Origin of the sequence: Pseudarthrobacter oxydans, from assembly GCF_030812335.1 — a bacterium.
Taxonomy (GTDB): domain Bacteria; phylum Actinomycetota; class Actinomycetes; order Actinomycetales; family Micrococcaceae; genus Arthrobacter; species Arthrobacter oxydans_B.
Genome location: NZ_JAUSSN010000001.1, coordinates 636,591 through 660,969 on the forward strand (window position 1 = coordinate 636,591; position 24,379 = coordinate 660,969).

Here is a 24,379-nt window from a genome sequence, read left to right on the forward strand (position 1 = left end):
GATATCCTGCCTTAGCTTTCGCGTTATCTTCACGCGTCTTCCACTATTTGCATCCTACTGCGGCCCCTTCCGTGGAGGTCCGTGCGGGCACAGGTTACGAAGCTCCGGCGGGCGGTCCCCTCACGGGCATGAGACGCTGGAGCGGGGCGGGGGAGGACCCGTCCCGGCCGAACCGGCCCGCAGCCAGGGACCCGGTGACGGTCCGGCGGGACAGTACCAGGAGGAATGGCATGCGCAGCAGCTCAGACACCGTTGAGACCAAAACTGCCCTGGTGGTGGGAGCCAGCGGAATTGCCGGGTCCGCCCTGGTCGACAGGCTCGCCGAGGAGGGCTGGGACGTTGTGGCACTCTCCCGCAGCCCGCTCCGGCGCAGTGACGTCCGCCATGTGAGTGCGGACCTGAATTCGGTGGAAGGCCTGCGGGAAGCGCTGGCCGGCGAACAGGCGAGCCATGTGTTCTACACCGCCTGGTCACGGATGAACACGGAACAGGAAAACATCGAGACCAACGCGGCCATGCTGCGGAACCTGCTGGCCAGCCTCAGCGGCCATCCGGTGAAGCATGTGGCCCTCATGACCGGGCTGAAGCACTATCTGGGCCCCTTTGAAGCGTACGCGGCGGGGGAGATGCCGGACACTCCCTTCCGCGAAAGTGAGCCGAGGCTGCCGACGCCCAACTTCTACTACGCCCAGGAAGACGAGTTGTGGGCCGCCGCTGGGACGCAGGGCTTCGGCTGGTCCGTGCACCGGGCGCATACGGTGATCGGGCATGCGGTCGGCAATGCCATGAACATGGGCCTCACCCTCGCCGTCCAGGCGTCCATCTGCCGGGAGCTCGGCCAGCCATTCATCTTCCCGGGCTCCGAGACGCAGTGGAACAGCCTCACGGACATGACGGATGCCGGGCTGCTCGCCGACCACATGATCTGGGCAGCCACCGCCGACGGGGTGGGCGACGAGGCCTACAACATCGTCAACGGCGACATCTTCCGCTGGCGCCGCATGTGGCCTGCTCTCGCCGCCTATTTCCGCGTCGAACCCGTCGGGTACGACGGCCAGCCCCGCCCGCTGGAACAACAGATGCTCGGCAAGGAGGGCCTCTGGGCAGACATCGCCGCCCGCCACGGGCTCGCCGAACCCGATCTCGCAAGGCTCGCCTCCTGGTGGCACACGGACGGTGATCTGGGCCGGAACCTCGAAGTCGTCACCGACATGAGCAAGAGCCGCCTTGCCGGCTTCACCGGGTACCGCCGCACGGAAGACTCCTTCACCCGCTTGTTCGACCGGCTCCGGGCCGACCGCCTGATACCGGCAGCGTCCGCCCCGGGGGCCTTTCAGCCCTAGTTTGGCTGTGGCCGGTGGTGCCACCGTGAAGCATGTGGTCGTTCCTGTCCGAGCGGCGCCGGTGGCTAGCGGCCGTGGCCGCGGTGCTTCTGCTGTCCGCGGCGGTGGTGCTGGCCGCCGTCCTGACGACGGTCCCGCCGTCGGCCGGCCCGTCCCCATCCGAGTCGTCACCGCCGCCCACAGTGCCGCCTTCGCCGGCGATTCCGGTCACGGCGGGCCCCTCGGACAGCGCGACGCCGGGGCCGTCGCCGTCGGACGCTCCGGTCCCCGCCCCCAGCGACACGGCTCCCGCCGGGCCCGCACCGCTGCCCACCAGCCCCGCTCCGCCCCCGCCCGCACCGCCGGCGCCTGAACCCCCGCCCCCGCCCGTACTGGCGGCACCGTTCCCCGCCGCGCTCGCCGGCCGTGACCTCGAGGTGATCCCGGACGCCGGGACGGTGGTGGCGCTGACGTTCGACGCCGGCGCCAACTCGGCCGGGCTGCCCGGCATCCTGCAGACCCTCGCCGCCACCCGTGTGCGCGGCACGTTCTTCCTCACCGGCAACTGGGCCGCCGCGAACCCGGCGGGAGTCGCGGCCATCGTGGCGGGCGGCCACCGGCTGGGCAACCATTCGATGACCCATCCGGGCTTCACCGGGCTCCCCGACGCCGCGGTCGGGGACCAGCTGTCCGGAGCCGAGCAGGCCATCCGGGCCGGCGGCGGGGACCCGCGGCCGTTGTTCCGGTTCCCGTTCGGCGAACGCGACGCCCGCACCATCGCCGCGGTCAACGCCTACGGGTACCTGCCCGTCCGCTGGACCGTGGACACCCTGGGCTGGAAGGGCAGCAGCGGAGGGATCACGGCACAGATCGTGGCGGACCGGGTGCTCGCCGGGCTCCGGCCCGGGGAGATCGTGCTCATGCACATCGGCTCCAACCCCAACGACGGGACCACCCTCGACGCCGACGCCCTGCCCGGGATGATCGAGCGGATCCGGGCGGCCGGCTACGGCTTCACCACCCTCGATGCGCTGCTGGCATGACGGAGTCGCCCACCCTCGCCGCCGCTCTGGCGCCTGTCGATGCCGTGATTCTTGACCTCGACGGCGTGGTCACGGACACCGCGGAGCTTCGCGCAGCCGCGTGGAAGCAGCTCTTCGACGGTGTCCTCCAGGACCCGCGGCTGCCCGCCGGGACGCGCCGGGACCAGTTCAGCACCGAGGACTACCTGGACCTCGTGGCGGGACGGACCTGGGAGGATGCGGTCACCACCGTCCTGCGCTCCCGCGGCGGAGCCATCCCGGACGGCTCAGCCGCGGACGGCCCCGGGGAGTGGACCGCCTTCGGCCTCGCAGCACGCCAGAACGAACTGTTCGACAAACTGCTCGGCACCAACCCGGTCCGGGCTTTCCCCGGCACCGCGGACCTGCTTGGCAGGTTGAAGGCCGGCCGGGTCCCCGTCGTGCTCGCCACCTCCGCCAGGAACGCCGGCGCGCTGCTGGCCGCCGCCGGGCTCGCGGACGTCTTCGACCACGTCATCGACGGGCAAACGGCCCTGGACCGCGACGTCGCGGGAAAACCGGCCCCGGCGCTGCCGCTGGAGGCGGTCCGCCGGCTGGGGATCCCGCCCGCCCGGGCGATGGTGATCGAGGAGTCCGTCACCGGGGTGGAGGCGGGCCGGCGCGGCGGATTCGGGCTGGTGGTCGGCATCGACCGGGACGGGCGCCGGGATCCGCTGGAAGCCGCGGGCGCCGACGTCGTCGTCGAGGATGTCAGCCAGCTGGACATCGGCCTCGTCATCACGCACCCGTGGCTGCTGGTCTACGAGGGTTTCGACCCGGCGCACGAGGGCCACCGCGAGGCCCTCACCACCCTCGGCAACGGATACCTGGCCACCCGGGGAGCCGCTCCGGAGCACCGGGCCGGGGCCGTGCACTATCCCGGCAGCTATCTCGCCGGGGTCTACAACAGCCTGCACAGTGTGGTCCTGGACCAGGAATCCGACGACGAGCACATGGTCAACATCCCCGACTGGCTGCCCCTGGATCTCCGGATCGGAGACGGCGGCTGGTGGTCCGAGGACGGGCTCTCGCTCCGCAGCGAGCGGCGCACCCTGGACCTGAAGCGGGCGGTGCTGAGCCGGGAGGCGCTCCTGGAGGACGACGCCGGCCGGCAGCTGAGACTGCTGCAGCGCCGCCTCGTGTCCATGGCCAGACCGAACCTCGCCGCGCTCGAAACCGTCATCACGGCCGTCGGCTGGAGCGGGGGCGTCAGCATCCGCAGCGGCTGCGACACGGACGTGACCAACTCCAATGTCCCCGAGGACGCGTCTCTGTCCAGCCGGCATCTGGGGTCCGTCCAGGCGGCCGCCTCCGCGGCCGGCCCGGGCGTCGCAGGCCTCACGGTGGAAGTCCGGACCGTCACCAGCGGGATCGGGATCGCCCTGGCGCTCCGGACCGACGTGTCCGGTGCCGGCGGGGCGGCCGGGTCCGGGATTCCCGAACAGCTGGGCGGGCTGCACACGCACCGCTTCGAGCTTTCCGTGAATGCGGGGGAGTCGCTGACCGTGCTCAAGACCGTGGCCGTGGCGTCCTCCCGCGACCACGCCATCGCCTCGCCGCTGACGGCCGCCCGCGCCGCCCTGGCCCGCGCACCGGAAGGTTTCGCTGCCCTGCTGGCCGAGCACGAGGCCGCGTGGGAGATCCTGCTCAAGCCGTTCATCATAGAGTTCGACGCGAGCTCGCAGGCGCAGCTCATCCTGAACCTGCACGTCTTCCACCTGCTGCAGACGCTCACCACCCACACTGCCGAACTCGACGCCGGCGTACCGGCCCGCGGACTGCACGGCGAGGGCTACCGGGGGCACATCTTCTGGGATGAACTCTTCGTCCTGCCGGTGCTGAATTCGCGGCTGCCCTCCCTCGCCCGGGAGCTGGTCGACTACCGGTGGCGGCGGCTCGGCGCCGCCCGGGACGCGGCGCGGGCGGCGGGGCTGAAGGGGGCGCTGTTCCCGTGGCAAAGCGGCAGCGACGGCACGGAACAGACACCGAAGCTGCTGTTCAACCGGCGGTCCGGGCACTGGATGCCGGATTACTCCCGGCTCCAGCGCCATGTCGGCCTCGCCGTCGCCTACAACGCGTGGCAGTATTTCGAGGCGACCCAGGACCGCGGCTGGCTGACCGAGCACGGGGCGGAAATCATCGTCGACGTCGCCCGGATGTTCGCGTCGATGGCGGAGTTCGACCCGGCGGACGACCGCTTCCACCTCCGGGGCGTTATGGGCCCGGATGAATACCACACCGGGAACCCCGGCGACCCGGGCGGCGGACTGAACGACAACGCGTACACCAACGTCATGGCCGCCTGGGTGTTCGACCAGGCCGTCTGGATCATGCATTCGGTCCGGGGGTTCGACATGGAGGAGCTGCGCGCCCGGCTGCTGGTCACCGCCGCCGAGATCGAGGCCTGGGAACACCTCAGCCGGCGCATGTTCGTTCCGTTCCACGACGACGGGGTGATCAGCCAGTTCGACGGCTACAGCGCGCTGCGGGAACTGGACTGGAAGCACTACCGCCGCAGCTACGGGCTGATCGAGCGGCTGGACCTGATCCTGGAGGCGGAGGGGGACAGCACCAACCACTACCGGCTGGCCAAACAGGCCGACGTGCTGATGCTGCTGTACGTTCTGGGCGAGGACCAGCTCATCCAGTTCCTGGCCCGGATGGGTTACGCCGTCACCTCCGCGCAGATGGCCGCCACTGTGGACTTCTACCTCGCCAGGACGGCGCACGGATCCACGCTCAGCCGGGTGGCCCACGCCTCGGTGCTGGCGCAGCGGGACCCCGAGCGGGCGTGGGCGGTGTTCCGGGAGGCCCTCGACGCGGACCTGGACGACACCCAGGGCGGGACCACCAGCTCCGGCATCCACCTGGGCGCCATGGCCGGGACGATCGACGTCGTCCAGCGCAGCTTCGCCGGGCTGCGGATCACCCGCGACGCCCTCGATTTCGCGCCCCGCCTGCCCGTCGAGCTCAGCCGCCTGGATTTCCACGTCCGCTACCGGGACCAGATGCTCGCCGTCCAGCTCGAACGCGACCGGCTGACGGTGTCCGCGGCCCCCGGGGACGCCGCCCCGGTGCTGGTGCGGGTGGGAACCCGGCGGGTGCTCCTCAGGGCTGGCCAGGACCACGTGTTCCTGCGCACGGAGGGCTGGCCCGGCTGACCAGTCTGATCCCGCTGACCGGTCTGATCCGGCGGGCGCGCCGGGCCGGCTACGGGGCGTCCATCCGGAGCACCGCCGCTCCCGTGACCCGGTCCTCCGACAGGTCCAGCAGGGCCTTGTCCGCAGCCGAGAACGGATAGGGCACAGTGGTGGGGCGCAGCGGGATCTCCGCGGCGACGCGGAAGAACTCCTCGCCGTCGGCCCGGGTGTTGGCCGTGACGCTGCGCAGCTGGCGTTCCTGGAACAGCTCCGCGGCGTAGTGCAGCGGCGGAATGTCACTCAGGTGGATGCCGGCGACGGCGAGCGTGCCGCCCCGGTCCAGGGCACGCAGGGCCACCGGAACCAGGCTGCCGGCCGGGGCGAAGAGGATGGCGGAATCCAGCGGATCCGGCGGCTGCTCGTCGGCGCCGCCGGCAAAGGTCGCCCCCAGCTCGAGGGCGAGGGCGCGTGCTTCCTCGGACCGTGTCATCACGTACACACGGGCGCCCTGGAAGAGGGCGATCTGGGCCGCCAGGTGGGCGGATCCGCCGAAGCCGTAGATCCCCAGCCGGCCGCCGATGGGCAGGTCGGCGCGGCCGAGGGCGCGGTAGCCAATGATTCCCGCGCACAGCAGGGGTGCGGCCTCCTCGTCCGAGAAGCTTGGCGGGAGCCGGTAGGCAAAGTTTTCGGCCACGGTGATGAGTTCGGCGTAGCCGCCGTCGCGGTCCCAGCCGGTGAACACGGGGAAGAGGCAGAGGTTCTCCGCGCCGCGCAGGCAGAAGCGGCACGTGCCGCAGGTCCTGCCCAGCCAGGCGACGCCCACGCGTTCTCCGGGGGAGAACCGCGTGGCGCGGGCCCCGCACGTGATGACTTCGCCGACGACTTCGTGTCCCGGGATGACGCCGGGGTGCCGCGGCGCGAGGTCGCCCTCGGCCAGGTGCAGGTCGGTGCGGCAGACGCCGCACACCCGGACCCGCAACAGCACCTCCCCGGGGCCCGGCCGGGGGTCGGGGCACTCGTCCGCCACCAGGGGGCCGCTTCTCATCGGCCCGGGCTGTCCTACGCGCCAGGCTCGCACGGGCGTCCTCCTCTGCTAAAACCTCCAGCTCCCCTCTGAAGGCGGTGGTCCGGTGGAGCGGGGTCAGCGCGTAATCAGGACATTGCAGCGCGCTTTGTTCAGGACCCTGGTGACGGTGTTGCCCGGGCCGCCCTCACGGTTGTGGGTTCCAATCACCAGTACTTCGGCGTCTCCGGCGGCCGCCAGCAGCTCCTTGGACGCCGCGTGGCCTTCCCGCAGGACCCCGGAGACCGACAGCTCCGGGGCGAGGTTACGGGCCTCCTCCACGGTGTGGTCCAGGAGTTCCTGGCCGTGCAGCGGGCCATGCCGTCCGTGCCTTTCCCGGGCTGCGCCGCCGGACTGGTCGATGTGGACGATCTGGAGGTTGGTGCCCAGCATCCCCGCCAGCCGGGCGGCGGCGGCCAGCGCCGCGGAACTCCGGGAGGTTCCGTCGATGCCAACGACGACAGGGCCGGCAGCCTGGCCGGGGCTGCGCGGCCGGCGGATGACCATTAAAGGGCAGGGGGAGGAGCCGGCCAGGTCGAGGCAGACTGATCCGGCAACATGGCCCAGCACGCCGCCGAGACCGCGGCTGCTGACCACCAGGAGGCGGGCATCACGGGCGGCGTCGCGCAGCACGGCAGCCGGGAGCCCTGCTTCCATGACACCCTCGACGCCGGAATCGGGTTCCGCGGTGGCGGCGGCCGTGTCCCGGGCCCGCACGGCCGGCGCGGCGGCGGCGGCCGTGCGGGCCAGCTCCACGCCTTCCGCCAGGACTACCTCGGCCGCGTGCCGCAGCCCGCTGCCCTCGACGCCCTTGACCGGTCCGAGCTTCTTGGTGAAGACGGGCCAGATCCAGGCATGCACGACGCGGAGCCGGTACCCTCCGGCGGCCGCGTACTCCGCGGCCCACCGGACGGCCGCCTGCGCCGCCTCGGACCCGTCGTAGCCCACTGCCACGGTGGTGCGTTCGTCCCCTGCGGCGGGTGCCGTCATGCGTCCTCCCGGTCAGCCAAGTCCGCCCTCGGGCGGCACTTTGCCCCCAGTAGAACGCAGGGTCCAGGAAAGGGCTAGGGGCTTTGGTCCCGCTGGTTGCGGGGATCCTGGTCCCGGGGGGACCGGGAATCCGTCGCGGCCCCCGTGTCCGCGCCGCCGCTCCGCTCACGCAGTTCGCGGCCGTGCTGGATGTCTTCTTCCTCCCGGGCCTGCAGCTTGTCGCTCTGTTTGGTGTCGCGGGGCGGCAACTGGATGGTTTCCTCGGCTTCGATGCCGGCCTGGAGCTGGCGGCCGCGCTCCATCTCGGCGTCGAATTCGGCGCCGAACAGCAGCGACATGTTGAGGATCCAGAGCCACAGCAGCGAAATGATGACGCCGCCGATCGTGCCGTAGGTCTCGTTGTAACTGCTGAAGTTGGCGACGTAGAAGCCGAAGGCCAGGGAGGCCAGCAGGAAGATCACCAGGGCGATCAGGGACCCGAGGCTCATCCAGCGGAACTTGGGCTGCTTCACGTTGGGTGTGGCGTAGTAGAGGATCGCGATCGCTGCTACCACGAGCAGCACGATGAGGGGCCACTTGGCGATGTTCCAAATGGTCAGGACCACCCCGCCCAGGCCAAGGGCGTTGCCGACGGACTCCGCCACCGGGCCGCTGAGGACCAGCATGGCGGCCAGCAGCACCACGATCAGCACGGTGGCGATGGTGACCGCGAGCATGGTTCCACGGAGCTTGATGAACGGCCGGCCCTCGTCGACTTCGTAGATCCGGTTCATGGCCCGGCCAAACGCCCCCACATAACCGGAGGCCGACCACAGCGCGGTGAGAATACCGAGGACCAGCGTGAGTCCGGCGGCGGAGGAGCTGCTGAGCTGTTCGACCGGCTCGCGGACGGCCTCCACCGTCTCGGCCGGTGCAAAGCCCTGGACGATCTCCAGCAGCGCGCCCGTGGTTTTCTCGGGCTGTCCAAAGATGCCCAGCAGCGACACGAGGGCCAGCAGCGCCGGGAAAATCGAGAGCACCGAGTAGTAGGTCAGGGCCGCGGCGAGGTCGGGGCACTGGTCCTTGGTGAATTCGCGGAAGGTCTTCTTGGCGATGTACCGCCACGAGGGCTTGGTGACCTCCGTGGGGCTGTCCGGTTTGCGTGCGTCGTCCGGTGCCGGCGCCGTGCGGGCCTTGGCGGTGCTGCTCTCCTGGGTTTCGGCGTCGGCCGGCGTTGCTGCCGCGGCGGGGTTCTTGGACATGGGAATTCTTCCTTCGGGGGTTAAGTGCGTCAGCCGGCCGCCCGGCGCGTGAGCGCGGGAACGGCCGGCCGGGTGCCAGCGGGATCAGGCCTGCTGGACGTTGTCCTTGGCCACGGCGGTCCGGTCCTTGACGTCGGCCACGGCGCCCTGGCCTTCGGCCTTGACGTGCTCGGTCGCGTCAGCGGCGGTGGCCTTGACGTTGTCCATCGCTGCCTGGGCGGGTTCCTTGAGTCCCTCGGCGACGTGTTTGGCGGCCTCGGTGAGTTCCGTGGTGAGCGGTTCGGCCGCGGTCTTCAGGGCATCCGCGGCTTCGCGTTCCTTCTGGCTGGCCGGGATCAGGGAGGAAACCAGCAGCCCGGCCCCGAACGCGATCAGGCCTGCCGCGAGCGGGTTGCCCTGGGTCTTGGTCCTGACCTGCGCGGGGGCGTCCCCGATGGCTGCGCCGGCGTCGCCCAGGTGCGCCCCGGCGGTGCCGGTGGCGGAGTGGACATTGCCAGCGGTGTGGTCGGCGACTCCCATGACTTTCTCCTTCACTCCAAAGACGGCGTCCTTGACGTTTTCTTTAACTTTGTCGGTCTGGCGCTGGACGATGTGGGACGGGGTGACCTTGTCCGCTACGGCATCGACATTGGTGCCCAGCCGCGCGCGGGTTGCTTCGATATCTGCTCGGATGACATCCGGGTTCTCACTCATCGTGTTTCCTCGCTGTATTTAGGGGGTGGGCTTGAGCGTGGGCGGGATTTCCTGCAGCGTCTCGGCGGTCTGGGGCATGCCCTTGATCGCGTTGAGTTCCTTGCGGCCCCTGGCTGCCAGGATCGCGGCGACGACTCCCCAGATGAGGGCGACGACGACGCCGGACCAGCCCAGGCCCATGACGGTCCCGAGCGCCCACCAGAGCGCCAGGGACAGGAACAACAGGACGAAGTGGCCGGCGACGCCGGCGCCGGCCAGCATCCCCGCGCCTTTCCCGGCACGGGTTGCGGACTGCCTGAGTTCGACCTTCGCCAGCTCGACTTCCTGCCGCATCAGGGTGGACATGTCCCGCGTGACCTCGCCCAGCAGATCACCCAGCGACGTCGTCTCAGCCTTGGCGTGCGCGCCGGTCTGGGGCATTTCGCTGGTCATCGACGGCCACCGTCAAAGGGATCATCACGGAACGGATCCTGTCGGGCCGGGTCCGTCACCACAGGCTCGGAGGCCCAGCGGTCCTGCCGGCCACGGTCACCGAGCGGATCGGCGTCGAGCGGGTTGGGCGGGTAGGTCTCGGCAAAGCCCGCCGTCGTGGTCTCCGGGGCAGGCATCTGCACGGGCGGCGGCGGAACGGCCATGCCGGTGTCGGGGACTCTGGTGACCGGGGTCGTGGCGACGCCAGCGGCGCCCGTTTCCGGAGCTCCGGCGCTCAGGCTGCGGCTCAGCCGCCCGGCCAGGACGCCGGCGCCGGCCGCGAGCAGCAGGAACGTGCCGGGGCGCTGGCGGGCGAAGGATTTCACCTCGGTCAGCAGCGAACCCGGGTCCCGGGCATCGAGCCAGCCGGCGACGGCGGAAGACCGTTCGGCCGCCTGGCGCACGAGGTCGCTGGCGACGCCGGGCTGATCGGAGGCCGCGGCCATGGTCTGCAATTCGGTGGAAATCGAGCGCAGGCCCTCTGCGACTTTCTGCTGCTGAGTGCCGGCCTGGTCGGTGAGGTCGGACTTGGCCTGGTACAGGAGATCCCGGGCGTTCGTCTTCACTTCGGCCGCGACGTTGGCGGCTTCGGTTTTGGCGGTCTCGGCCACGGTCTGGGCGGAATCGGTGGCCTGGCGCTTCACGTCGGCTGCCTCGTCCCGCGCGGCATCGGTCTTGGAGGCCCCGTTCTCGGTGGAGGTGCCGGATGAGCTGCCCTTCGGCGTCGGCGGGAAGGTGGTTTCGGGCCGGAGGGGAGTCTGCTGGGTGGTGGCCGTGGGAGTGCGGTAGCTACCGTCCTGGGGCCATTGGTTCTCTGTCATCTTCGCTCTCTTTTCAAGATCGGCTGCTGATCACAACCAGCATTAACTGGAGAGATAATAGTAAGCATGATTACTAAAGAATAGTAAGTACCCTTTGCTTAATTTTTTGCCGCAGGAGCGCATCCTGCGGGGCCGGGGCCCGCGGTGAAGCCCGCCCGGCCGGTGAACTAGGCTTGAAACATGAGCAAAACGGTGCACGGCTGATGGCCAAGCGGGGCAGGGCTGCCAGCCGGAGCAACACCGAAAAGGCCGCCGGAGTGGTGGAGATCCCGAAGGGCAGCCGCCCCGAGGGGCCCTTGGAAGGCATCTACTACATCGACACCGGTGACTGCGAACTGATCGCCGACCAGGACAACTCCAACGGCTGGCTGCTGCGGATCAACGGGGTGATGAGCTCGCACATCGACCTGGCCGATCCGCTGTTCCTCGACTTCGAATACATGCGCTGGATCTCGGCCCTGGTGGAATCGCGCTGGCCGCGGGACTCCCGGGCGAAGCTGCGAGCCTTGCACCTGGGCGGCGGAGCATGCTCCCTGGCGCGCTACTTCCACGCCGCCTACCCGGAGGCCCGCCAGGTGGTGGTCGAACTCGACGGCAAACTCGCCGAATATGTCCGGGGCTGGTTCGACCTGCCGAAGGCGCCGCTGATGCGCCTGCGGGTCGGGGAGGCCCGTGAGGTCACCGAAAGCCTCACTCCCCAGACCCGGGACCTGATCATCCGCGACGTGTTCGCCGGCTCGCTGACGCCGCGGCCGCTCACCACGCGGGAGTTCAACGAGCACGCCAAGCGTGTCCTGGCCCCCGGGGGGATCTACGTGGTGAACTCCGGCGACGCGCCGGACCTGAAAAACGCCCGGGAGGACGCCGCGACCATCGCGGAGACCTTCAAGCACACCATCATCATCGCGGACCCCGCCATGCTCAAAGGCCGGCGGTACGGGAACATGATCATGGCCGGCAGCGACCTGCCGTTCGACGACGACCCGGGACTGGCGCGGCGCCTGCTGGGCGGCGCGGTGCCCGCCCACATCTGGAACGACGCCAAAGTCCGGGCCTTCGCGGCCGGCGCCCCGGTCCGCCGCGACCCGAAACCCGCCGAACCGGCGCCGTCGGCTGCTCCGTAACGGCCCTTTACCGCCCCGAAAACGGCGGTTACGGAGCAGTCGATGCGGACCCTCCCCGCCCCAGGAGCGCCTTGCGGTGGGCCTTCGTCTGCTCGCGCAGCGCCTGCACCACCGCCGCGACGGCCGGGCGGCGCATGGAGTCGGGCCGTAGCACCATCCAATACGGCAGCAGTTCGGCGAACTCCTCCGGCAGCAGCCGGACCAGATCCGGATGCAGGTCCGCCGCGAAGCAGGGCAGGAAGCCGATCCCGGCGCCGGCGCGGGTCGCCTCCACGTGGACGAAGACGTTGGTGGAGCTCAGGCCGTCCCGCATCGTGGGCACGAGGCGCCGCGGGGCGTCCAGATCGTCCACCTGCAGCATGGAATCCACGAAGTAGACCAGCGAATGGGTGGTGAGTTCCTCGATCGTGGTGGGGGTGCCGTACTCGGCCAGGTAATCGCGGGAGGCGTACATGCCGAGCATGTACTCGCCGAGCCGGGCGGCTGCGGCCCGGTGCACCTGCGGTTCGCCCACCACGACCTCGATGTCCAGCCCGGAACGCTGCTGGAGCGCCCGCCGCGTCACGGTGATGATCTCGACGCTGAGGCCGGGGTGGTCGCGGCGCAGCCTGGCCACCGCGGGGGCCGCGATGTAGGCGCTGAAGCCGTCCGTCGCGGTCATCCGGACGACGCCGGTGATTGGATCCGGCACCCGGCCGGGCTGTTCGAGGGTCCGGATCGCCGCTTCCACCCGCTCGGCCACCAGCACCGCTTCCGCGCCCAGTTCCGTGAGCTCCCAGCCGCCGGAGGCACGGGAGAGCACCCGCCCGCCCAGGGCCTTCTCCAGCGCCGCGATCCGGCGCGACACGGTGGTGTGGTTCAGCCCCAGGGACTGAGCCGCCGTCGTGAACTTCGCGGAGCGGGACACGGCCAGAAGGACAAGCAGGTCATCCGGGTTCGCATTCATATCTGCAATTCTGCACACAAGGGGTGCTGGTTTGACCATTGAAACGCACACTTTCTGCGGCAATACTCAGTACGGCTGCTCAGCGCTGTGCATCGCACCTCCTCTGGGCCGTTGACGACCCCAAACTTGAGGAGTGCAGGACATGGAGAGCAGCTTGAACGGGCGAAAAGCCCTGGTGACCGGCGGAGCCGGCGGAATCGGCGCCGCGAGCGTCCGCGCCCTGGCGGCACGGGGGGCCAAGGTGGTGATCGCGGATATGGATGAGGCCGCGGCCACAGCCCTCGCCGATGAGGTCGGCGGCACCTCCTGGGCGGTCAACCTGCTCGACGTCGAGGCGCTGCAGTCCGTCAGCCTGGACTGCGACATCCTGGTCAACAACGCGGGCATCCAGCGCATCAGCCCGATCGAGGACTTCGACCCGGCGGACTTCCGCCGCCTCATCACGCTCATGCTGGAAGCGCCGTTCCTCCTCATCCGGGCCGCGCTGCCGCACATGTACGCCAACAACTTCGGCCGGATCATCAACCTGTCCTCCGTGCACGGGCTCCGGGCCTCGCCGTTCAAGAGTGCCTATGTCTCGGCGAAGCACGGCCTGGAAGGCCTGAGCAAGGTCACGGCGCTGGAAGGCGGCGAGCACGGCGTCACCTCCAACTGCGTCAACCCCGGTTATGTCCGGACGCCGCTGGTCGAGTCGCAGATCGCTGACCAGGCCAAGGTGCACGGGATCCCGGAGTCCGAGGTGCTCACCAAAATCATGCTGACCGAGGCCGCCGTCAAGCGTCTCGTCGAGCCGGAGGAGGTCGCCTCCCTCGTCGCCTGGCTGGCCTCTGACGACGCCGGCATGGTCACCGGCGCGAGCTACACGATGGACGGCGGCTGGTCCGCCCGGTAGCGGGCCGACGATCAGTCCGTCGTCTTGTCATCCTTCTGGGCGTCGGTCCTGCCGTCCTTTTTGTCGTCACCCTGGGCCGGGGTCGCGGGCTCGGTGGCGCGGCGGATGTAGTCGTTGACGGCCTCCTCGGGAACCCGGAACGAGCGGCCCACCCGCACCGCCGCGATGGCGTGTGACTTCACCAGCCGGTAGACGGTCATTTTGGACACCCGCATGGCCGCAGCGACCTCCGCGATCGTCAGGAAGTGGGAGGAAAAATTCGCTGAGCTCATGTCATCTGGCCCGTCCACTAGTCGGGGTACCGGAGTTGCCGGTAGTCGTAGAAGGTGACGTCCCCCGCCTTGCTGCCGCCGGTCCGGAGACCCACGTAGGGGGCATCGATCACGGCCACGGTGCCCAGGTGCCGGCCGTTGAACGGATCATCGCCAATGAGCACCTGTCCCATCCGGAACGGAATGCGCGGTGCTCTGGCGCGGCTCACGGATCCCCACAGGAAATCCGCCACCCGGCGTCGTTGGTGTTGTGCCTGCGGAGATGCTGGGGACTCCATCGGAACTACTCCTTCGGAAAGCGCGCCACTCGGACTATCGGCGGCACCCGGACCAGTTGTGGGAGGGCTCCCCAGCCCCGCACCCCCGGCCGGTCCGTGCAGCCGTGAAGCTACTGTAGCCCTCAGCCCCATTCGTCACACGAGTAACTTCTCCCTCTGCCGGACCGAGTACCACTTGGGACGCAGCGCCGACTACTTGCCGGGCCGCGGCTCCGCCCCGTTCCCGGCCAGGGCAAGGGTTCCGCCAAGCCCGATCATCATCGCCCCGCCGGTGGCGCCCAGCGCGGCGATCCGCCGGGGCGAGCTGGCAAACCAGCGGCGGGCAGTGCCGGCGATCAGCGCCCAGCCACTGTCCGAGGCCAGGGCGATCGCGAGGAACAGCGCTCCCAACGTCGCCAGCTGCAACGGGATGGCGCCGGCCGAGTAGTCCACAAACTGGGGCAGTACGGCGACGAAGAAGATGATCGACTTGGGGTTGGTGGCACCGACGATGAATCCCTCCCGGAGGATCCGCAGGGTCGACGCCGGACGCGAGGGCTCCGCCGCCGTCGGGCCTCCGCCGCGGTGCCTGATGGCCTGGATGCCGAGGTAGATGAGGTAGGCCGCGCCGGCGAACTTGACCACGCTGAAGAGCAGCACGGACTGGGCCAGCACCACGCCCACCCCCAGTGCCACCGCCGCGATCTGCAGCAGCTCCCCGGCGGCGTTGCCCAGCACACTCAGGAGCCCGCCCCGGCGGCCCAGCGCCAGCGTCCGTCCGATCACGAACAGGACGCTGGGTCCGGGCACAGCGATCAGCAGGAGGGCGGCGAGGGCGAAGGCCAGCAGGTTCGTGGCGGGGACCATGACTGATTTTAGCCCCGCGGCCCCCGCCCGTGGCGGGCGGTGCCCTACCGGAGGGGCTGCCGGCCGTGATAAAACCGATCCGGGTCGCGAATCCCTTCGTCTCCTGCGCTTTGAGCAGGGCTGTCACCCGCCCGTGCGCTCAAGGTGCCGCCGGGTGTTGCGGTCCAGCACCCCGACAGTGAAGAAGAGGCGCCATGAAAGCCATTGTCCAGGACGTGTACGGCTCTGCGGATGTGCTGGTGCTGCGCGACGTTGAAACCCCGGTACCGGGCGACGGCGACGTGCTGATCCGGGTCCGCGCCGCCGGCGTCGAACAGGGGGTCTGGCACCTCATGACCGGACTGCCGTACCTGACCCGGGCCTTCTTCGGGTTCAAGGCGCCCAAGAACCCGATCCGTGGCAGGGAAGTCGCCGGCCGGGTGGAAGCGGTGGGACAGAACGTCGTCGGGTTCCGTCCGGGGGATGAGGTCTTCGGCACCGCCGAGGGAACCTTCGCCGAATTTGTCTGCGCCAAGGAGGGCAAGATCGCCCTGAAGCCGGTGAACGCCAGCTTCGAGCAGGCAGCGGTCGTGCCCATCTCCGCCACCACGGCACTGCAGGGACTGCGCGACAGCGGGCAGCTCCAGCCCGGACAGGAGGTCCTGATCATTGGCGCCGGCGGCGGCGTGGGCTCGTTCGCCGTCCAGCTCGCCAAGGTGCTCGGAGCTCAGGTCACCGGCGTATGCAGCACCGCGAAGCTGGACCTGGTCCGGTCCATCGGCGCCGACCACGTCATTGACTACAAGCACGACGACTTCGCGGACGGCGCGCGGCAGTACGACCTCATTCTCGACACGGCCGGCAACCGCCCGCTGTCAGTCCTCCGCCGGGCGCTGAAACCCCGGGGAACCCTCGTCATTGTCGGAGGCGAAGGCGGCGGCCGCTGGACCGGAGGATTCGAACGCTCCCTCCGGGCCGCCCTGATCTCCCCCTTCGTCGGGCAGAAACTGACCGGCCTGATGGCAACCGAGCGCCAGGAGGACCTCCGCTACCTGGCCCAGCTCATCGACGCCGGAACCGTCACCCCCGTCATCGACAAGAGCTATCCGCTGGGCGACGCTCCGGGAGCAATCCGCCACATGCACGACGGCCACGCCCGCGGCAAGGTGGTCATCACGGTCTAAGGAGGCCCGCTTCAAGGCTGCTGCAGCGCGAGCACGATGATCGCGACGTTGATCCCGAGCCCGATCAGCCACCAGCGGTTGAAGGTCAGGAGCAGCAGCATAGCCGAGACCACGGCGCCCGCGACCGTGACCGGAATCCACCAGGACGCGTCGCCGATCAGGCCCAGGCCGCCCAGCATGAGGACGGCGGCGGCCGCGATGCCCAGAGCGGACGCCAGCCGCCGGACGTCGCCGGCAAAGGGCGAATGTCCGACGTCGAACGGCGCCTTCTGGTCCGGCTTCGGCAGCCAGATGGCCAGATGGACCAGGCCGTGCGCGATCAGGAACAAACCCGCAATCCAGCGCATGGCGGACCTCCTGCATCCCGGCTGACGCGTCCATGCAAGCACCGCCGCCGAGGTGCGGCAAGGGGCGGAGGCCCCGCCCCCGGGGAGCGTTCTTCATTGCCGCGGCGGGACATGTCCCTTCGTTGTCCGGGATTCCAGACACCGCAGTCGCGTCGGACTGTCCGGGGTCCCGGCCCGGGGCGCATGCTTAAGTACGGGATACCGGACACCGCACTCGAAGAGGATCCATGCCAGCCACCAGCACCACCCCGCCTGCCGACGAGGGGGCACCCCGGGCCACCCCGGCCAAGGTGACCTCGAAGGTTCCGGCCGCGGAAAATACCCTGCGCATCCTCAAACTGCTGGCCTCCAAGCGGGGGCCGATGGCGGCGTCGAACATTGCCACCGCGCTGGGGCTGCCGCGCTCCAGCGTCTACCACCTGCTGGGCGTCATGGAGGCCAACGGCTTTGTGCTGCACCTGCACGAGGAGCAGCGCTACGGGCTGGGGATCAGTGCCTTCGAACTCAGTTCGGCGTATTCGCGGCAGGAGCCGCTCTCCCGGCTGGGCCGGCCGCTGCTCGCCGCCCTGGTGGATGTGATCGGTGAAAGCGCCCACCTCGCCGTGCTGCACGGCCGCGATGTGCTCTACATCGTGGAGGAGCGGGCCAAGAACCGCCCCTCGCTGGTGACCGACGTCGGGGTGCGGCTGCCGAGCCACCTGACAGCGAGCGGGCGCGCCATCCTCGCCGCGCTGCCCAAGTCGCAGGTCCGGGCGCTGTACCCCAACGCGGCCGCCTTCACCGCCCGGCACGAGACCGAATCGCCAATCATGAAGTACTCGGCGCTCTCCTCGCATTTGGACCAGGTCCGGCAACGCGGCTACGCCACCGAACACGGGGAGGTCACGCCCGGCTTCGGCTCGATCGCGGCCGCCGTCACGGACCATGTGGGCTGGCCGACCGCCGCCGTCGCCGTGACCTTCCTCGAGGACAAGCTCCCGCCCGAGGAGTGGCCCGCCCTCGCCGCCCGGGTGCGGAAAGCCGCGGACGATCTCTCCCTCCGGATCCACGGCCGCCCGCAGCCCGGCTGACCGGCCCGCCCTCCGCCGCCGTCGCCCCCTCCAACCTCCCGTTGCGCTATCACTTTGAGCGCTCATCCGGGCATTTTGGGGACCGGAAGTGATAGCGCAACGCGGGGGAGGGGAGCCGGCGGGCTTGTCTGGAATCCCGGACAGCACCCCTCCGCGGGCCCTGTTTCCGCGGCCGCGGACAGGCTTTAGTTGATACAGAACCTCATTCCCCCGAACCATCGAGACACGAAGGAGCCCCTCATGGCACCCGCCGATTTCACCACCGGTGCCCGCCCGGTCAAAGCAGCCCGCGGCACCGAGCTCACCGCCAAGAGCTGGCAGACGGAAGCCCCGCTGCGCATGCTCATGAACAACCTGGACCCCGAGGTCGCCGAACGCCCCGATGACCTCGTGGTCTACGGCGGCACCGGCCGCGCCGTCCGGTCCTGGGCCGCGTTCGACGCGATCACCCGCACCCTGGAAACCATGGAAAAGGACGAGACCCTGCTCGTCCAGTCCGGCAAGCCGGTCGGCGTCTTCCGCACGAACGAATGGGCGCCGCGGGTGCTGCTGGCCAACTCCAACCTCGTCGGCGACTGGGCGAACTGGCCCGAGTTCCGCCGGCTCGAGGCCGAGGGCCTGATGATGTACGGCCAGATGACCGCCGGGTCCTGGATCTACATCGGCACCCAGGGCATCCTGCAGGGCACCTTCGAAACCTTCGCCGCGATCGCCCGCAAGCTCACCGGCGACGAAAACGGCACCCTCGCCGGGACCCTGACCCTCACCGGCGGCTGCGGCGGGATGGGCGGCGCGCAGCCGCTCGCCGTCACCCTGAACGACGGCGCCTGCCTGATCGTCGACGTCGACGAAAGCCACCTGCGCCGCCGCCTCGGCAAGCGCTACCTCGACGAGGTCGAGACCGACCTCGACGCCGCGATCGCCAAGGTCCTGGCAGCCAAGGAGGAGCGCCGCGGCTGGTCCGTCGGCTATGTCGGCAACGCCGCCGAGGTGTTCCCGGAGATCCTGCGCCGCCACAACGCCGGGGAGCTCACCGTGGACATCGTCACGGACCAGACCTCCGCGCACGACCCGCTGAGCTACCTGCCCGAGGGCATCACCGTGGCGGAATGGCACCGCGAGGCCGCGGCCGACCCGGAGGGCTTCACCAAAAAGGCCCAGGCCTCTATGGCCAAGCACGTCCAGGCCATGGTCGAATTCCAGGACGCCGGCGCCGAGGTGTTCGACTACGGCAACTCCATCCGCGACGAGGCCCGCAAAGGCGGCTACAGCCGGGCCTTCGAGTTCCCCGGCTTCGTCCCGGCATACATCCGGCCGCTGTTCTGCGAGGGCATGGGCCCGTTCCGCTGGGTCGCTCTGTCCGGTGACCCGGAGGACATCGCGGTCACGGACAGGGCCATCAAGGACCTTTTCCCGGAGAACAAGCACCTGCACCGCTGGATCGACGCCGCCGCCGAGCGCGTCGAGTTCGAGGGCCTCCCGGCCCGCATCTGCTGGCTGGGCTACGGCGACCGCGCCAAGGCCGGGCTGCTGTTCAACCAGCTCGTCAAGGAGGGCAAGGTCAAGGCGCCCATCGTGATCGGCCGCGACCACCTCGACTCCGGCTCCGTCGCGTCCCCGTACCGCGAAACCGAGGCGATGGCTGACGGATCGGACGCCGTGGCCGACTGGCCGCTGCTGAACGCGCTGCTCAACACCGCCTCCGGCGCCACCTGGGTCTCCATCCACCACGGCGGCGGCGTCGGCATCGGCCGCTCCATCCACGCCGGCCAGGTCTCCGTCGCGGACGGCACCGACCTGGCCGCGCAGAAGCTCGAACGCCTGCTCACCAACGACCCCGGCATGGGCGTCATCCGCCACGCCGACGCCGGCTACGACCGCGCCGTCGAAGTCGCCAACGAACGCGGCGTCCGCATCCCCATGCTCCCCCCGAGCCACTAACCCGCTAACCAGGCCCAACCCACATCGATTGCTCCGCAACTGCCGTTTTGAGCCCCCAAAAGGGCACGTGCGGAGCAATCGATGGGAAATACACAGGAACATCCCATGACTGTCACCACCCACTCACCGCTCACCGTCACCCTCGGCTCCAGCGGCGTCACCCCCGAGGACGTCGTCGCCGTCGCCCGCCACGACGCCCGGGTGACCATCGCCCCGGACGCCCTCGACGCCGTCGCCAAGGTCCGCGCCCACATCGATGGCCTTGCTCACAGCGAGGTCCCCGCCTACGGCATCTCCACCGGCTTCGGGGCGCTGGCCAACCGGCACATCCCCACCGAACTGCGCACCCAGCTGCAGAAGTCGCTGATCCGCAGCCACGCCGCCGGCATGGGCCCGGCCGTGGAACGCGAGGTGGTCCGCGGCATCATGTTCCTGCGCGCCAAGACCCTCGCGTCCGGCCGCACCGGCGTCCGCCCCGTGGTCCTGCAGACCATGGTGGACGTCCTCAACGCCGGCATCACGCCGGTGGTCCGCGAATTCGGCTCGCTCGGCTGCTCCGGCGATCTCGCCCCGCTGTCCCACTGCGCCCTCGTCCTGATGGGCGAAGGCGAAGCCACGGGCCCGGACGGCGAACTGTACGGCAGCAGGGACGGCCGCCCGGTCGCCGATCTCCTCGCCGCGCACGGGATCGAGCCGGTCACCCTGGCCGAGAAGGAGGGCCTGGCGCTGGTCAACGGCACCGAGGGCATGCTGGGCATGCTGCTGATGGCCATCGCGGACATCCGCCAGCTGCTCACGACGGCGGACATCACCGCCGCGCTCAGCGTCGAGGCGCTGCTCGGCACCGATCAGGTGTTCCTGCCCGAGCTGCACGCGGCGCTGCGCCCGCACCCGGGCCAGGCCGCCTCCGCGGACAACATGCTCCGGGTCCTGTCCGGCTCCCCGATCGTGGCCTCGCACCGGATCAACGACACCAAGGTCCAGGACGCGTACTCGCTGCGCTGCGCCCCCCAGGTGGCCGGCGCCGTCCGCGACACCGTGGACCACGCCGCCATGGTCGCCTCCCGCGAGCTGGCCGCCGCGATCGACAACCCGGTGGTCCTGCCCGACGGCCGGGTCAGCTCCAACGGCAACTTCCACGGCGCCCCGGTCGCCTACGTGCTGGACTTCCTGGCGATCGCCGTCGCGGACCTGAGCTCCATCGCCGAGCGCCGGACAGACCGCATGCTGGACCCGGCCCGCTCGCACGGGCTGCCGGCGTTCCTGGCGGCGGACCCCGGCGTCGATTCGGGCCTGATGATCGCCCAGTACACCCAGGCCGGGCTGGTCTCGGACAACAAGCGGCTGGCTGTCCCGGCGTCGGTGGACTCGATCCCCAGCTCCGCGATGCAGGAGGACCACGTGTCGATGGGCTGGCACGCTGCCCGCAAGCTCCGCCGCGCAGTGGAGAACCTGCGCCGCGTCCTGGCGATCGAACTCGTGACCTCGGCGCGGGCACTCGACATCCGCACCCAGCTCTCCGGCGGCGAACTTGCCCCGGGCCCCGCCGGCACCGCCGTGATCGCCGCGCTGCGCGACGTCGTCGACGGTCCCGGCACCGATCGGTTCCTGTCCCCGGAACTGGAAGCCGCGGACCGCCTCGTCGCCTCGGGCAGGGTGCGGGCCGCGGCCGAATCCGCCGTCGGAAATCTCGCCTGAAGGAAAACAAAATTCAATCCGGGTGAACAATTTCCGCCGCCCCCGAAATAGTGGGCAATACGCCCGGCTGGGGCGCGGGAACTGTAGTACAAATGGAAGATCACACCAACGAAGTTGTGACCAGGAACATATACAAAGGGGTAAAAGTTCATGAAAGCACGGGGGACGGTAGTGTCCAGGCGCCTGGCATCGATCAGCGCAGTTTCCGACTGGCGGAGCCTCAAGGCGGGGGACCGGGTCGAAATCCTTAAGCACGCCCAGGTTTTGGCGGCCGGTGAGGTCGAAGAAGTCTCACTGAGCGGCAACGTTCTCTGGCTGGTCCCGGTAGTCCCGTCCGAGACCCAGCTTTTCCTGAAATCCGACGGCGTGGAGGTGCGGCGCAGCTAGCCGCTCCCGGGTTTTAGCGCCGTTCGCGTATCTTGGTGAGGGGGCGCCGTTCCGCAGGGACGGCGCCTCACTCATCCCCGGGCATCCGGGCCCCGGCAGGAGGAATACGCAGTGTTTGAGGCTCCCAGTATCATTTTTGCGGCGGCAGGCCTGGCCGTCTTCGCCGCAGCCCTCCTGCCCAAGCTGCTGCGCAATGCGCCGCTGTCCATGCCGATGGTCTTCCTGGCCGCCGGCATCCTGGCCTTCACGTTCATCCCGTCGCTGCCGGACCCGGACCCCCTGCAATACGGGGAATTCACCACCCACCTGACCGAAATCTGCGTCATCATCTCGTTGATGGGCGCCGGCCTCGCGCTCGACCGCCCCGTGGGCAGGCGCGAATGGTCCACCACGTGGCGGATGCTGGGTGTGGCCATGCCGATCTGCATCGTTGCCCTCACCCTGCTGGGTCTCGGGGTGCTGGGGCTGGGGCTCGGCGCCGCGCTGCTGGTCGCGGCGGCGCTCGCGCCGACCGACCCCGTGCTGGCCTCGGAAGTCCAGGTGGGCGAGCCCGCCGACGACGAGGACGAAACCGAACGCGGCGAAGACGAGATCCGCTTCGGCCTCACCTCCGAGGCAGGCCTGAATGACGGCCTGGCTTTCCCGTTTGTCTACCTGGCCATCGCCATCAGCCTGGTGGGCCCCGCGCCGTCTGAGTGGTTCGTTTCCTGGTTCGCCACCGACGTCGTCTGGCGGATCGGCATGGGCGTGCTCCTTGGCTGGCTGGCCGGGAAGGCGTTGAGCCGGCTGTTCTTCTCCGCCCGGGACAGCATCCGGCTGTCCGGCCACTCCGAAGGGTTCGTGGCACTGGCGGCGACCTTCCTGGCGTACGGGGTCACGGAAATGCTGGAAGGCTACGGGTTCATCGCCGTCTTTGTGTGTGCGGTGACCATCCGGGCCGCGGAACGCACGCATGGCTTCCACCGCGTGATGCACTCCTATGTGGAGCAGCTCGAACGGCTCATGACGGTGGTCATCCTCGTGCTCCTGGGCGGCGCGATCGCCCGGGGCCTGCTGGCCGGCATCGGCTGGGCGGAGGTCCTGGTGGCGCTGGCGTTCCTGCTGGTTGTCCGCCCGCTGGCCGGCTGGATCGGCCTGGCCCGGGGCAAGACCGGCCCGCGGGAACGGATCGCCATCGCCTTCTTTGGCATCCGCGGCATCGGCTCGCTCTACTACCTCGCCTACGCGCTGAGCAAGGGCGACTTCGACGCCCAGGCCGAGCAGCTGTGGGCCTTCATCGGCCTGGTGGTGGCAATGTCCATCGTGCTGCACGGGGCGACCACGGCACCGGTCATGAACCGGCTGGACCGGCTCCGCGAACGGAAGGCCGCGCGGCAGTATGGCGACGAGGGCAAGGCGCCGAAGACACCGATCTGACTTTGGCCGCGGTGCCCGCCGGGCCGCCGGCTACCCCAGCAGCGTATTGATGAGCCGCGCGGCCACCTTCGCGGTGCGGGCATCGAGGTCGAACTCGGGGTTCAGCTCGGCGATGTCGAGGTGCAGCAGCTTTCCGCTCGCGGCCACCTGGCGGCACACCGCGCTGATCACCGGCAACGGCACGCCGTACGCGGCCGGTGCGCTCACGCCCGGCGCCACCGAGGCCGGCAGCACGTCCAGGTCGATGGTCAGATACAGGGCGTCGACCTGCGCCAGGAACGCGGCCACAAACACACGCGCGGCCTCGGCGGAACAGTCCTCGTCCAGGAGGTAGTCCACCCCCAGCTCCCCGGCGGTCCGGAACAGCGCCCGGGTGTTGTTCGGCTCGGAGATCCCGACGACGGCGTACCTCAGTTCGCGGCCGGCGGCGGCTTCCGCGCGGGCCATCTGCAGGAACGGTGTCCCGGAACTGGGCACGGCCTCGTCGCGGAGGTCGAAGTGCGCGTCCAGGTTCAGCACCCCCACGCGGAGGCCCTCGCGGACCGCCGCCGAGCCTGCCACGCCCAGGTAGCTCGCGAACGCGGTCTCGTGCCCGCCGCCCAGCACCACGGGAAGCTGCCCGGCGTCGAGCAGGCCGGTGATGGCGAGCCCGGCACGCGCCTGACCCGCCTCCAGGGCATCCCCGGCCACGGTGACGTCGCCGGCGTCGTGCACTTCCCGGCTGAGGTGGAAGGCGAGCGGACCGAGGGCGGCGCGGATCGCGGCGGGGGCCGCGGCGGCACCGGTGCGGCCCTTGTTGCGGCGCACCCCGGCGTCGCTGCCGAAGCCGAGAATGACGGCGGGGCGGGCGGAGGCGGTGTGGACGCGGCGCGGGGTGTAGGGCGTGACGGCCTGCCACCAGCGGCGGTGCTCGGGGCCGTCGCCGTCGAACCGTCCGGTCCAGGGCTGCGGCGGGACATCAACGGCGGGCACGGGGGAAACCATGCCCCTAGCTCACCGCAGCCAGGGCCGGAAAACCAGCCGCGCCGCCGCCGGAGTGTCCGTAATCCCGGAATCCTCGCCTAGACACCGCTTAAACGCCGCCGAGGTGACACATCGCGCCCAAGGTTGTGGCAATAAAGGGGGCGGAGTGTCACCACGGCGGGGGGGGGGGGGGAGGTGGCGAGTGCATACCCCGCGCGGGCGACATCGGGCCGA

Annotated in this window: 23 protein-coding genes; 11 read left to right on the forward strand and 12 right to left on the reverse strand. The window is 69.9% G+C overall.

Annotated elements, in window-relative coordinates; translation table 11 throughout:
- Positions 1-230 precede the first annotated feature (230 nt).
- The 3 genes from J2W14_RS03075 to J2W14_RS03085 all read left to right on the forward strand — a co-directional run bounded on the left by J2W14_RS03075 (position 231) and on the right by J2W14_RS03085 (position 5,544).
- Positions 231-1,343: an SDR family oxidoreductase gene (locus J2W14_RS03075; protein ID WP_307458174.1), complete on the forward strand. Its 1,113-nt coding sequence runs from the start codon at positions 231-233 to the stop codon at positions 1,341-1,343.
- A gap of 74 nt (positions 1,344-1,417) precedes the next feature.
- Complete coding sequence (locus tag J2W14_RS03080; RefSeq protein ID WP_307458178.1) at positions 1,418-2,365, forward strand: polysaccharide deacetylase family protein; 948 nt, start codon at positions 1,418-1,420, stop codon at positions 2,363-2,365.
- Complete coding sequence (locus J2W14_RS03085; protein ID WP_307458181.1) at positions 2,362-5,544, forward strand: HAD family hydrolase; 3,183 nt, start codon at positions 2,362-2,364, stop codon at positions 5,542-5,544. The genes J2W14_RS03080 and J2W14_RS03085 overlap by 4 nt, the downstream gene beginning before the upstream one ends.
- Before the next feature lie 49 nt (positions 5,545-5,593).
- Here the strand turns inward: J2W14_RS03085 and J2W14_RS03090 are convergent, their stop codons facing one another.
- The 6 genes from J2W14_RS03090 to J2W14_RS03115 all read right to left on the reverse strand — a co-directional run bounded on the left by J2W14_RS03090 (position 5,594) and on the right by J2W14_RS03115 (position 10,802).
- Positions 5,594-6,601 (reverse strand): zinc-dependent alcohol dehydrogenase family protein, encoded by a 1,008-nt coding sequence (locus tag J2W14_RS03090; RefSeq protein ID WP_307458184.1) that lies wholly within the window; start codon positions 6,599-6,601, stop codon positions 5,594-5,596.
- Between the two features lie 63 nt (positions 6,602-6,664).
- Positions 6,665-7,576: a universal stress protein gene (locus J2W14_RS03095; RefSeq protein WP_307458186.1), complete on the reverse strand. Its 912-nt coding sequence runs from the start codon at positions 7,574-7,576 to the stop codon at positions 6,665-6,667.
- Between the two features lie 74 nt (positions 7,577-7,650).
- Positions 7,651-8,817, reverse strand: coding sequence for a YihY/virulence factor BrkB family protein (locus J2W14_RS03100; protein WP_307458188.1), 1,167 nt, complete (start codon positions 8,815-8,817; stop codon positions 7,651-7,653).
- A gap of 84 nt (positions 8,818-8,901) precedes the next feature.
- Complete coding sequence (locus tag J2W14_RS03105; protein ID WP_307458192.1) at positions 8,902-9,510, reverse strand: DUF3618 domain-containing protein; 609 nt, start codon at positions 9,508-9,510, stop codon at positions 8,902-8,904.
- An 18-nt stretch (positions 9,511-9,528) separates the two neighbouring features.
- Positions 9,529-9,942 carry a phage holin family protein gene (locus tag J2W14_RS03110; protein WP_307458194.1) on the reverse strand — a complete coding sequence of 138 codons (414 nt, stop codon included), beginning with the start codon at positions 9,940-9,942 and terminating at the stop codon, positions 9,529-9,531.
- A complete protein-coding gene (locus tag J2W14_RS03115) occupies positions 9,939-10,802 on the reverse strand; it encodes a hypothetical protein (protein ID WP_307458196.1) in 864 nt (287 codons plus the stop codon). Before J2W14_RS03115 ends, J2W14_RS03110 begins: the two co-directional genes overlap by 4 nt.
- 203 nt (positions 10,803-11,005) lie before the next feature.
- On the opposite strand from J2W14_RS03115, the gene J2W14_RS03120 reads away from it, so the two are divergent.
- Positions 11,006-11,926 (forward strand): spermidine synthase, encoded by a 921-nt coding sequence (locus tag J2W14_RS03120; RefSeq protein ID WP_307458298.1) that lies wholly within the window; start codon positions 11,006-11,008, stop codon positions 11,924-11,926.
- Between the two features lie 28 nt (positions 11,927-11,954).
- Here J2W14_RS03120 and J2W14_RS03125 read toward each other — a convergent pair whose 3' ends face one another.
- Positions 11,955-12,872, reverse strand: a complete 918-nt coding sequence (locus tag J2W14_RS03125) for a LysR family transcriptional regulator (RefSeq protein ID WP_307458200.1) — start codon at positions 12,870-12,872, stop codon at positions 11,955-11,957.
- 142 nt (positions 12,873-13,014) lie between these two features.
- Between J2W14_RS03125 and J2W14_RS03130 the strand changes: the two genes are divergently transcribed.
- Positions 13,015-13,764 (forward strand): 3-hydroxybutyrate dehydrogenase, encoded by a 750-nt coding sequence (locus J2W14_RS03130; RefSeq protein WP_307458202.1) that lies wholly within the window; start codon positions 13,015-13,017, stop codon positions 13,762-13,764.
- Positions 13,765-13,775: 11 nt separating this feature from the next.
- Here J2W14_RS03130 and J2W14_RS03135 read toward each other — a convergent pair whose 3' ends face one another.
- The 3 genes from J2W14_RS03135 to J2W14_RS03145 form a co-directional block, all read right to left on the reverse strand.
- Positions 13,776-14,036, reverse strand: a complete 261-nt coding sequence (locus J2W14_RS03135; RefSeq protein ID WP_307458205.1) for a helix-turn-helix domain-containing protein — start codon at positions 14,034-14,036, stop codon at positions 13,776-13,778.
- Positions 14,037-14,053: 17 nt separating this feature from the next.
- Positions 14,054-14,314 (reverse strand): hypothetical protein, encoded by a 261-nt coding sequence (locus tag J2W14_RS03140; protein WP_307458208.1) that lies wholly within the window; start codon positions 14,312-14,314, stop codon positions 14,054-14,056.
- A gap of 192 nt (positions 14,315-14,506) precedes the next feature.
- Positions 14,507-15,160 (reverse strand): LysE family translocator, encoded by a 654-nt coding sequence (locus J2W14_RS03145; RefSeq protein ID WP_307458209.1) that lies wholly within the window; start codon positions 15,158-15,160, stop codon positions 14,507-14,509.
- Between the two features lie 194 nt (positions 15,161-15,354).
- Between J2W14_RS03145 and J2W14_RS03150 the strand changes: the two genes are divergently transcribed.
- Positions 15,355-16,323, forward strand: a complete 969-nt coding sequence (locus tag J2W14_RS03150) for an NAD(P)-dependent alcohol dehydrogenase (protein WP_307458210.1) — start codon at positions 15,355-15,357, stop codon at positions 16,321-16,323.
- 11 nt (positions 16,324-16,334) lie between these two features.
- Here J2W14_RS03150 and J2W14_RS03155 read toward each other — a convergent pair whose 3' ends face one another.
- The gene (locus J2W14_RS03155) at positions 16,335-16,670 is read right to left on the reverse strand and encodes a hypothetical protein (protein WP_307458211.1); all 336 of its coding nucleotides are present in this window, start codon (positions 16,668-16,670) and stop codon (positions 16,335-16,337) included.
- A gap of 227 nt (positions 16,671-16,897) precedes the next feature.
- Here J2W14_RS03155 and J2W14_RS03160 point away from each other — a divergent pair, with 227 nt between their 5' ends.
- The 5 genes from J2W14_RS03160 to J2W14_RS03180 all read left to right on the forward strand — a co-directional run bounded on the left by J2W14_RS03160 (position 16,898) and on the right by J2W14_RS03180 (position 23,182).
- Positions 16,898-17,740: an IclR family transcriptional regulator gene (locus J2W14_RS03160; RefSeq protein ID WP_307458212.1), complete on the forward strand. Its 843-nt coding sequence runs from the start codon at positions 16,898-16,900 to the stop codon at positions 17,738-17,740.
- A 240-nt stretch (positions 17,741-17,980) separates the two neighbouring features.
- Positions 17,981-19,681 carry a urocanate hydratase gene (locus J2W14_RS03165; protein WP_307458214.1) on the forward strand — a complete coding sequence of 567 codons (1,701 nt, stop codon included), beginning with the start codon at positions 17,981-17,983 and terminating at the stop codon, positions 19,679-19,681.
- Positions 19,682-19,786: 105 nt separating this feature from the next.
- Positions 19,787-21,379 (forward strand): histidine ammonia-lyase, encoded by a 1,593-nt coding sequence (gene hutH, locus J2W14_RS03170; RefSeq protein ID WP_307458215.1) that lies wholly within the window; start codon positions 19,787-19,789, stop codon positions 21,377-21,379.
- A gap of 150 nt (positions 21,380-21,529) precedes the next feature.
- The gene (locus J2W14_RS03175) at positions 21,530-21,766 is read left to right on the forward strand and encodes a hypothetical protein (protein WP_307458217.1); all 237 of its coding nucleotides are present in this window, start codon (positions 21,530-21,532) and stop codon (positions 21,764-21,766) included.
- Between the two features lie 111 nt (positions 21,767-21,877).
- On the forward strand, positions 21,878-23,182 hold the full coding sequence (locus J2W14_RS03180; protein ID WP_307458220.1) for a cation:proton antiporter: 1,305 nt from the start codon (positions 21,878-21,880) through the stop codon (positions 23,180-23,182).
- A gap of 30 nt (positions 23,183-23,212) precedes the next feature.
- On the opposite strand, the gene hutG is transcribed toward J2W14_RS03180, so the two are convergent.
- The gene (hutG, locus tag J2W14_RS03185) at positions 23,213-24,166 is read right to left on the reverse strand and encodes a formimidoylglutamase (protein WP_307458222.1); all 954 of its coding nucleotides are present in this window, start codon (positions 24,164-24,166) and stop codon (positions 23,213-23,215) included.
- Positions 24,167-24,379 lie beyond the last annotated feature (213 nt).

Excerpts from the sequence above, each read along its gene's own strand:
- J2W14_RS03155 (WP_307458211.1), bottom strand. The coding sequence starts at position 16,670 with ATGCGCTGGATTGCGGGTTTGTTCCTGATCGCGCACGGCCTGGTCCAT.
- J2W14_RS03130 (WP_307458202.1), top strand. The coding sequence starts at position 13,015 with ATGGAGAGCAGCTTGAACGGGCGAAAAGCCCTGGTGACCGGCGGAGCC.
- J2W14_RS03160 (WP_307458212.1), top strand. The coding sequence starts at position 16,898 with ATGCCAGCCACCAGCACCACCCCGCCTGCCGACGAGGGGGCACCCCGG.
- J2W14_RS03135 (WP_307458205.1), bottom strand. The coding sequence starts at position 14,036 with ATGAGCTCAGCGAATTTTTCCTCCCACTTCCTGACGATCGCGGAGGTC.
- J2W14_RS03085 (WP_307458181.1), top strand. The coding sequence starts at position 2,362 with ATGACGGAGTCGCCCACCCTCGCCGCCGCTCTGGCGCCTGTCGATGCC.
- J2W14_RS03165 (WP_307458214.1), top strand. The coding sequence starts at position 17,981 with ATGGCACCCGCCGATTTCACCACCGGTGCCCGCCCGGTCAAAGCAGCC.
- J2W14_RS03075 (WP_307458174.1), top strand. The coding sequence starts at position 231 with ATGCGCAGCAGCTCAGACACCGTTGAGACCAAAACTGCCCTGGTGGTG.
- J2W14_RS03105 (WP_307458192.1), bottom strand. The coding sequence starts at position 9,510 with ATGAGTGAGAACCCGGATGTCATCCGAGCAGATATCGAAGCAACCCGC.
- hutG (WP_307458222.1), bottom strand. The coding sequence starts at position 24,166 with ATGGTTTCCCCCGTGCCCGCCGTTGATGTCCCGCCGCAGCCCTGGACC.
- J2W14_RS03140 (WP_307458208.1), bottom strand. The coding sequence starts at position 14,314 with ATGGAGTCCCCAGCATCTCCGCAGGCACAACACCAACGACGCCGGGTG.
- J2W14_RS03095 (WP_307458186.1), bottom strand. The coding sequence starts at position 7,576 with ATGACGGCACCCGCCGCAGGGGACGAACGCACCACCGTGGCAGTGGGC.
- J2W14_RS03120 (WP_307458298.1), top strand. The coding sequence starts at position 11,006 with ATGGCCAAGCGGGGCAGGGCTGCCAGCCGGAGCAACACCGAAAAGGCC.
- J2W14_RS03110 (WP_307458194.1), bottom strand. The coding sequence starts at position 9,942 with ATGACCAGCGAAATGCCCCAGACCGGCGCGCACGCCAAGGCTGAGACG.
- J2W14_RS03115 (WP_307458196.1), bottom strand. The coding sequence starts at position 10,802 with ATGACAGAGAACCAATGGCCCCAGGACGGTAGCTACCGCACTCCCACG.
- J2W14_RS03150 (WP_307458210.1), top strand. The coding sequence starts at position 15,355 with ATGAAAGCCATTGTCCAGGACGTGTACGGCTCTGCGGATGTGCTGGTG.
- hutH (WP_307458215.1), top strand. The coding sequence starts at position 19,787 with ATGACTGTCACCACCCACTCACCGCTCACCGTCACCCTCGGCTCCAGC.
- J2W14_RS03145 (WP_307458209.1), bottom strand. The coding sequence starts at position 15,160 with ATGGTCCCCGCCACGAACCTGCTGGCCTTCGCCCTCGCCGCCCTCCTG.
- J2W14_RS03125 (WP_307458200.1), bottom strand. The coding sequence starts at position 12,872 with ATGAATGCGAACCCGGATGACCTGCTTGTCCTTCTGGCCGTGTCCCGC.
- J2W14_RS03100 (WP_307458188.1), bottom strand. The coding sequence starts at position 8,817 with ATGTCCAAGAACCCCGCCGCGGCAGCAACGCCGGCCGACGCCGAAACC.
- J2W14_RS03175 (WP_307458217.1), top strand. The coding sequence starts at position 21,530 with ATGAAAGCACGGGGGACGGTAGTGTCCAGGCGCCTGGCATCGATCAGC.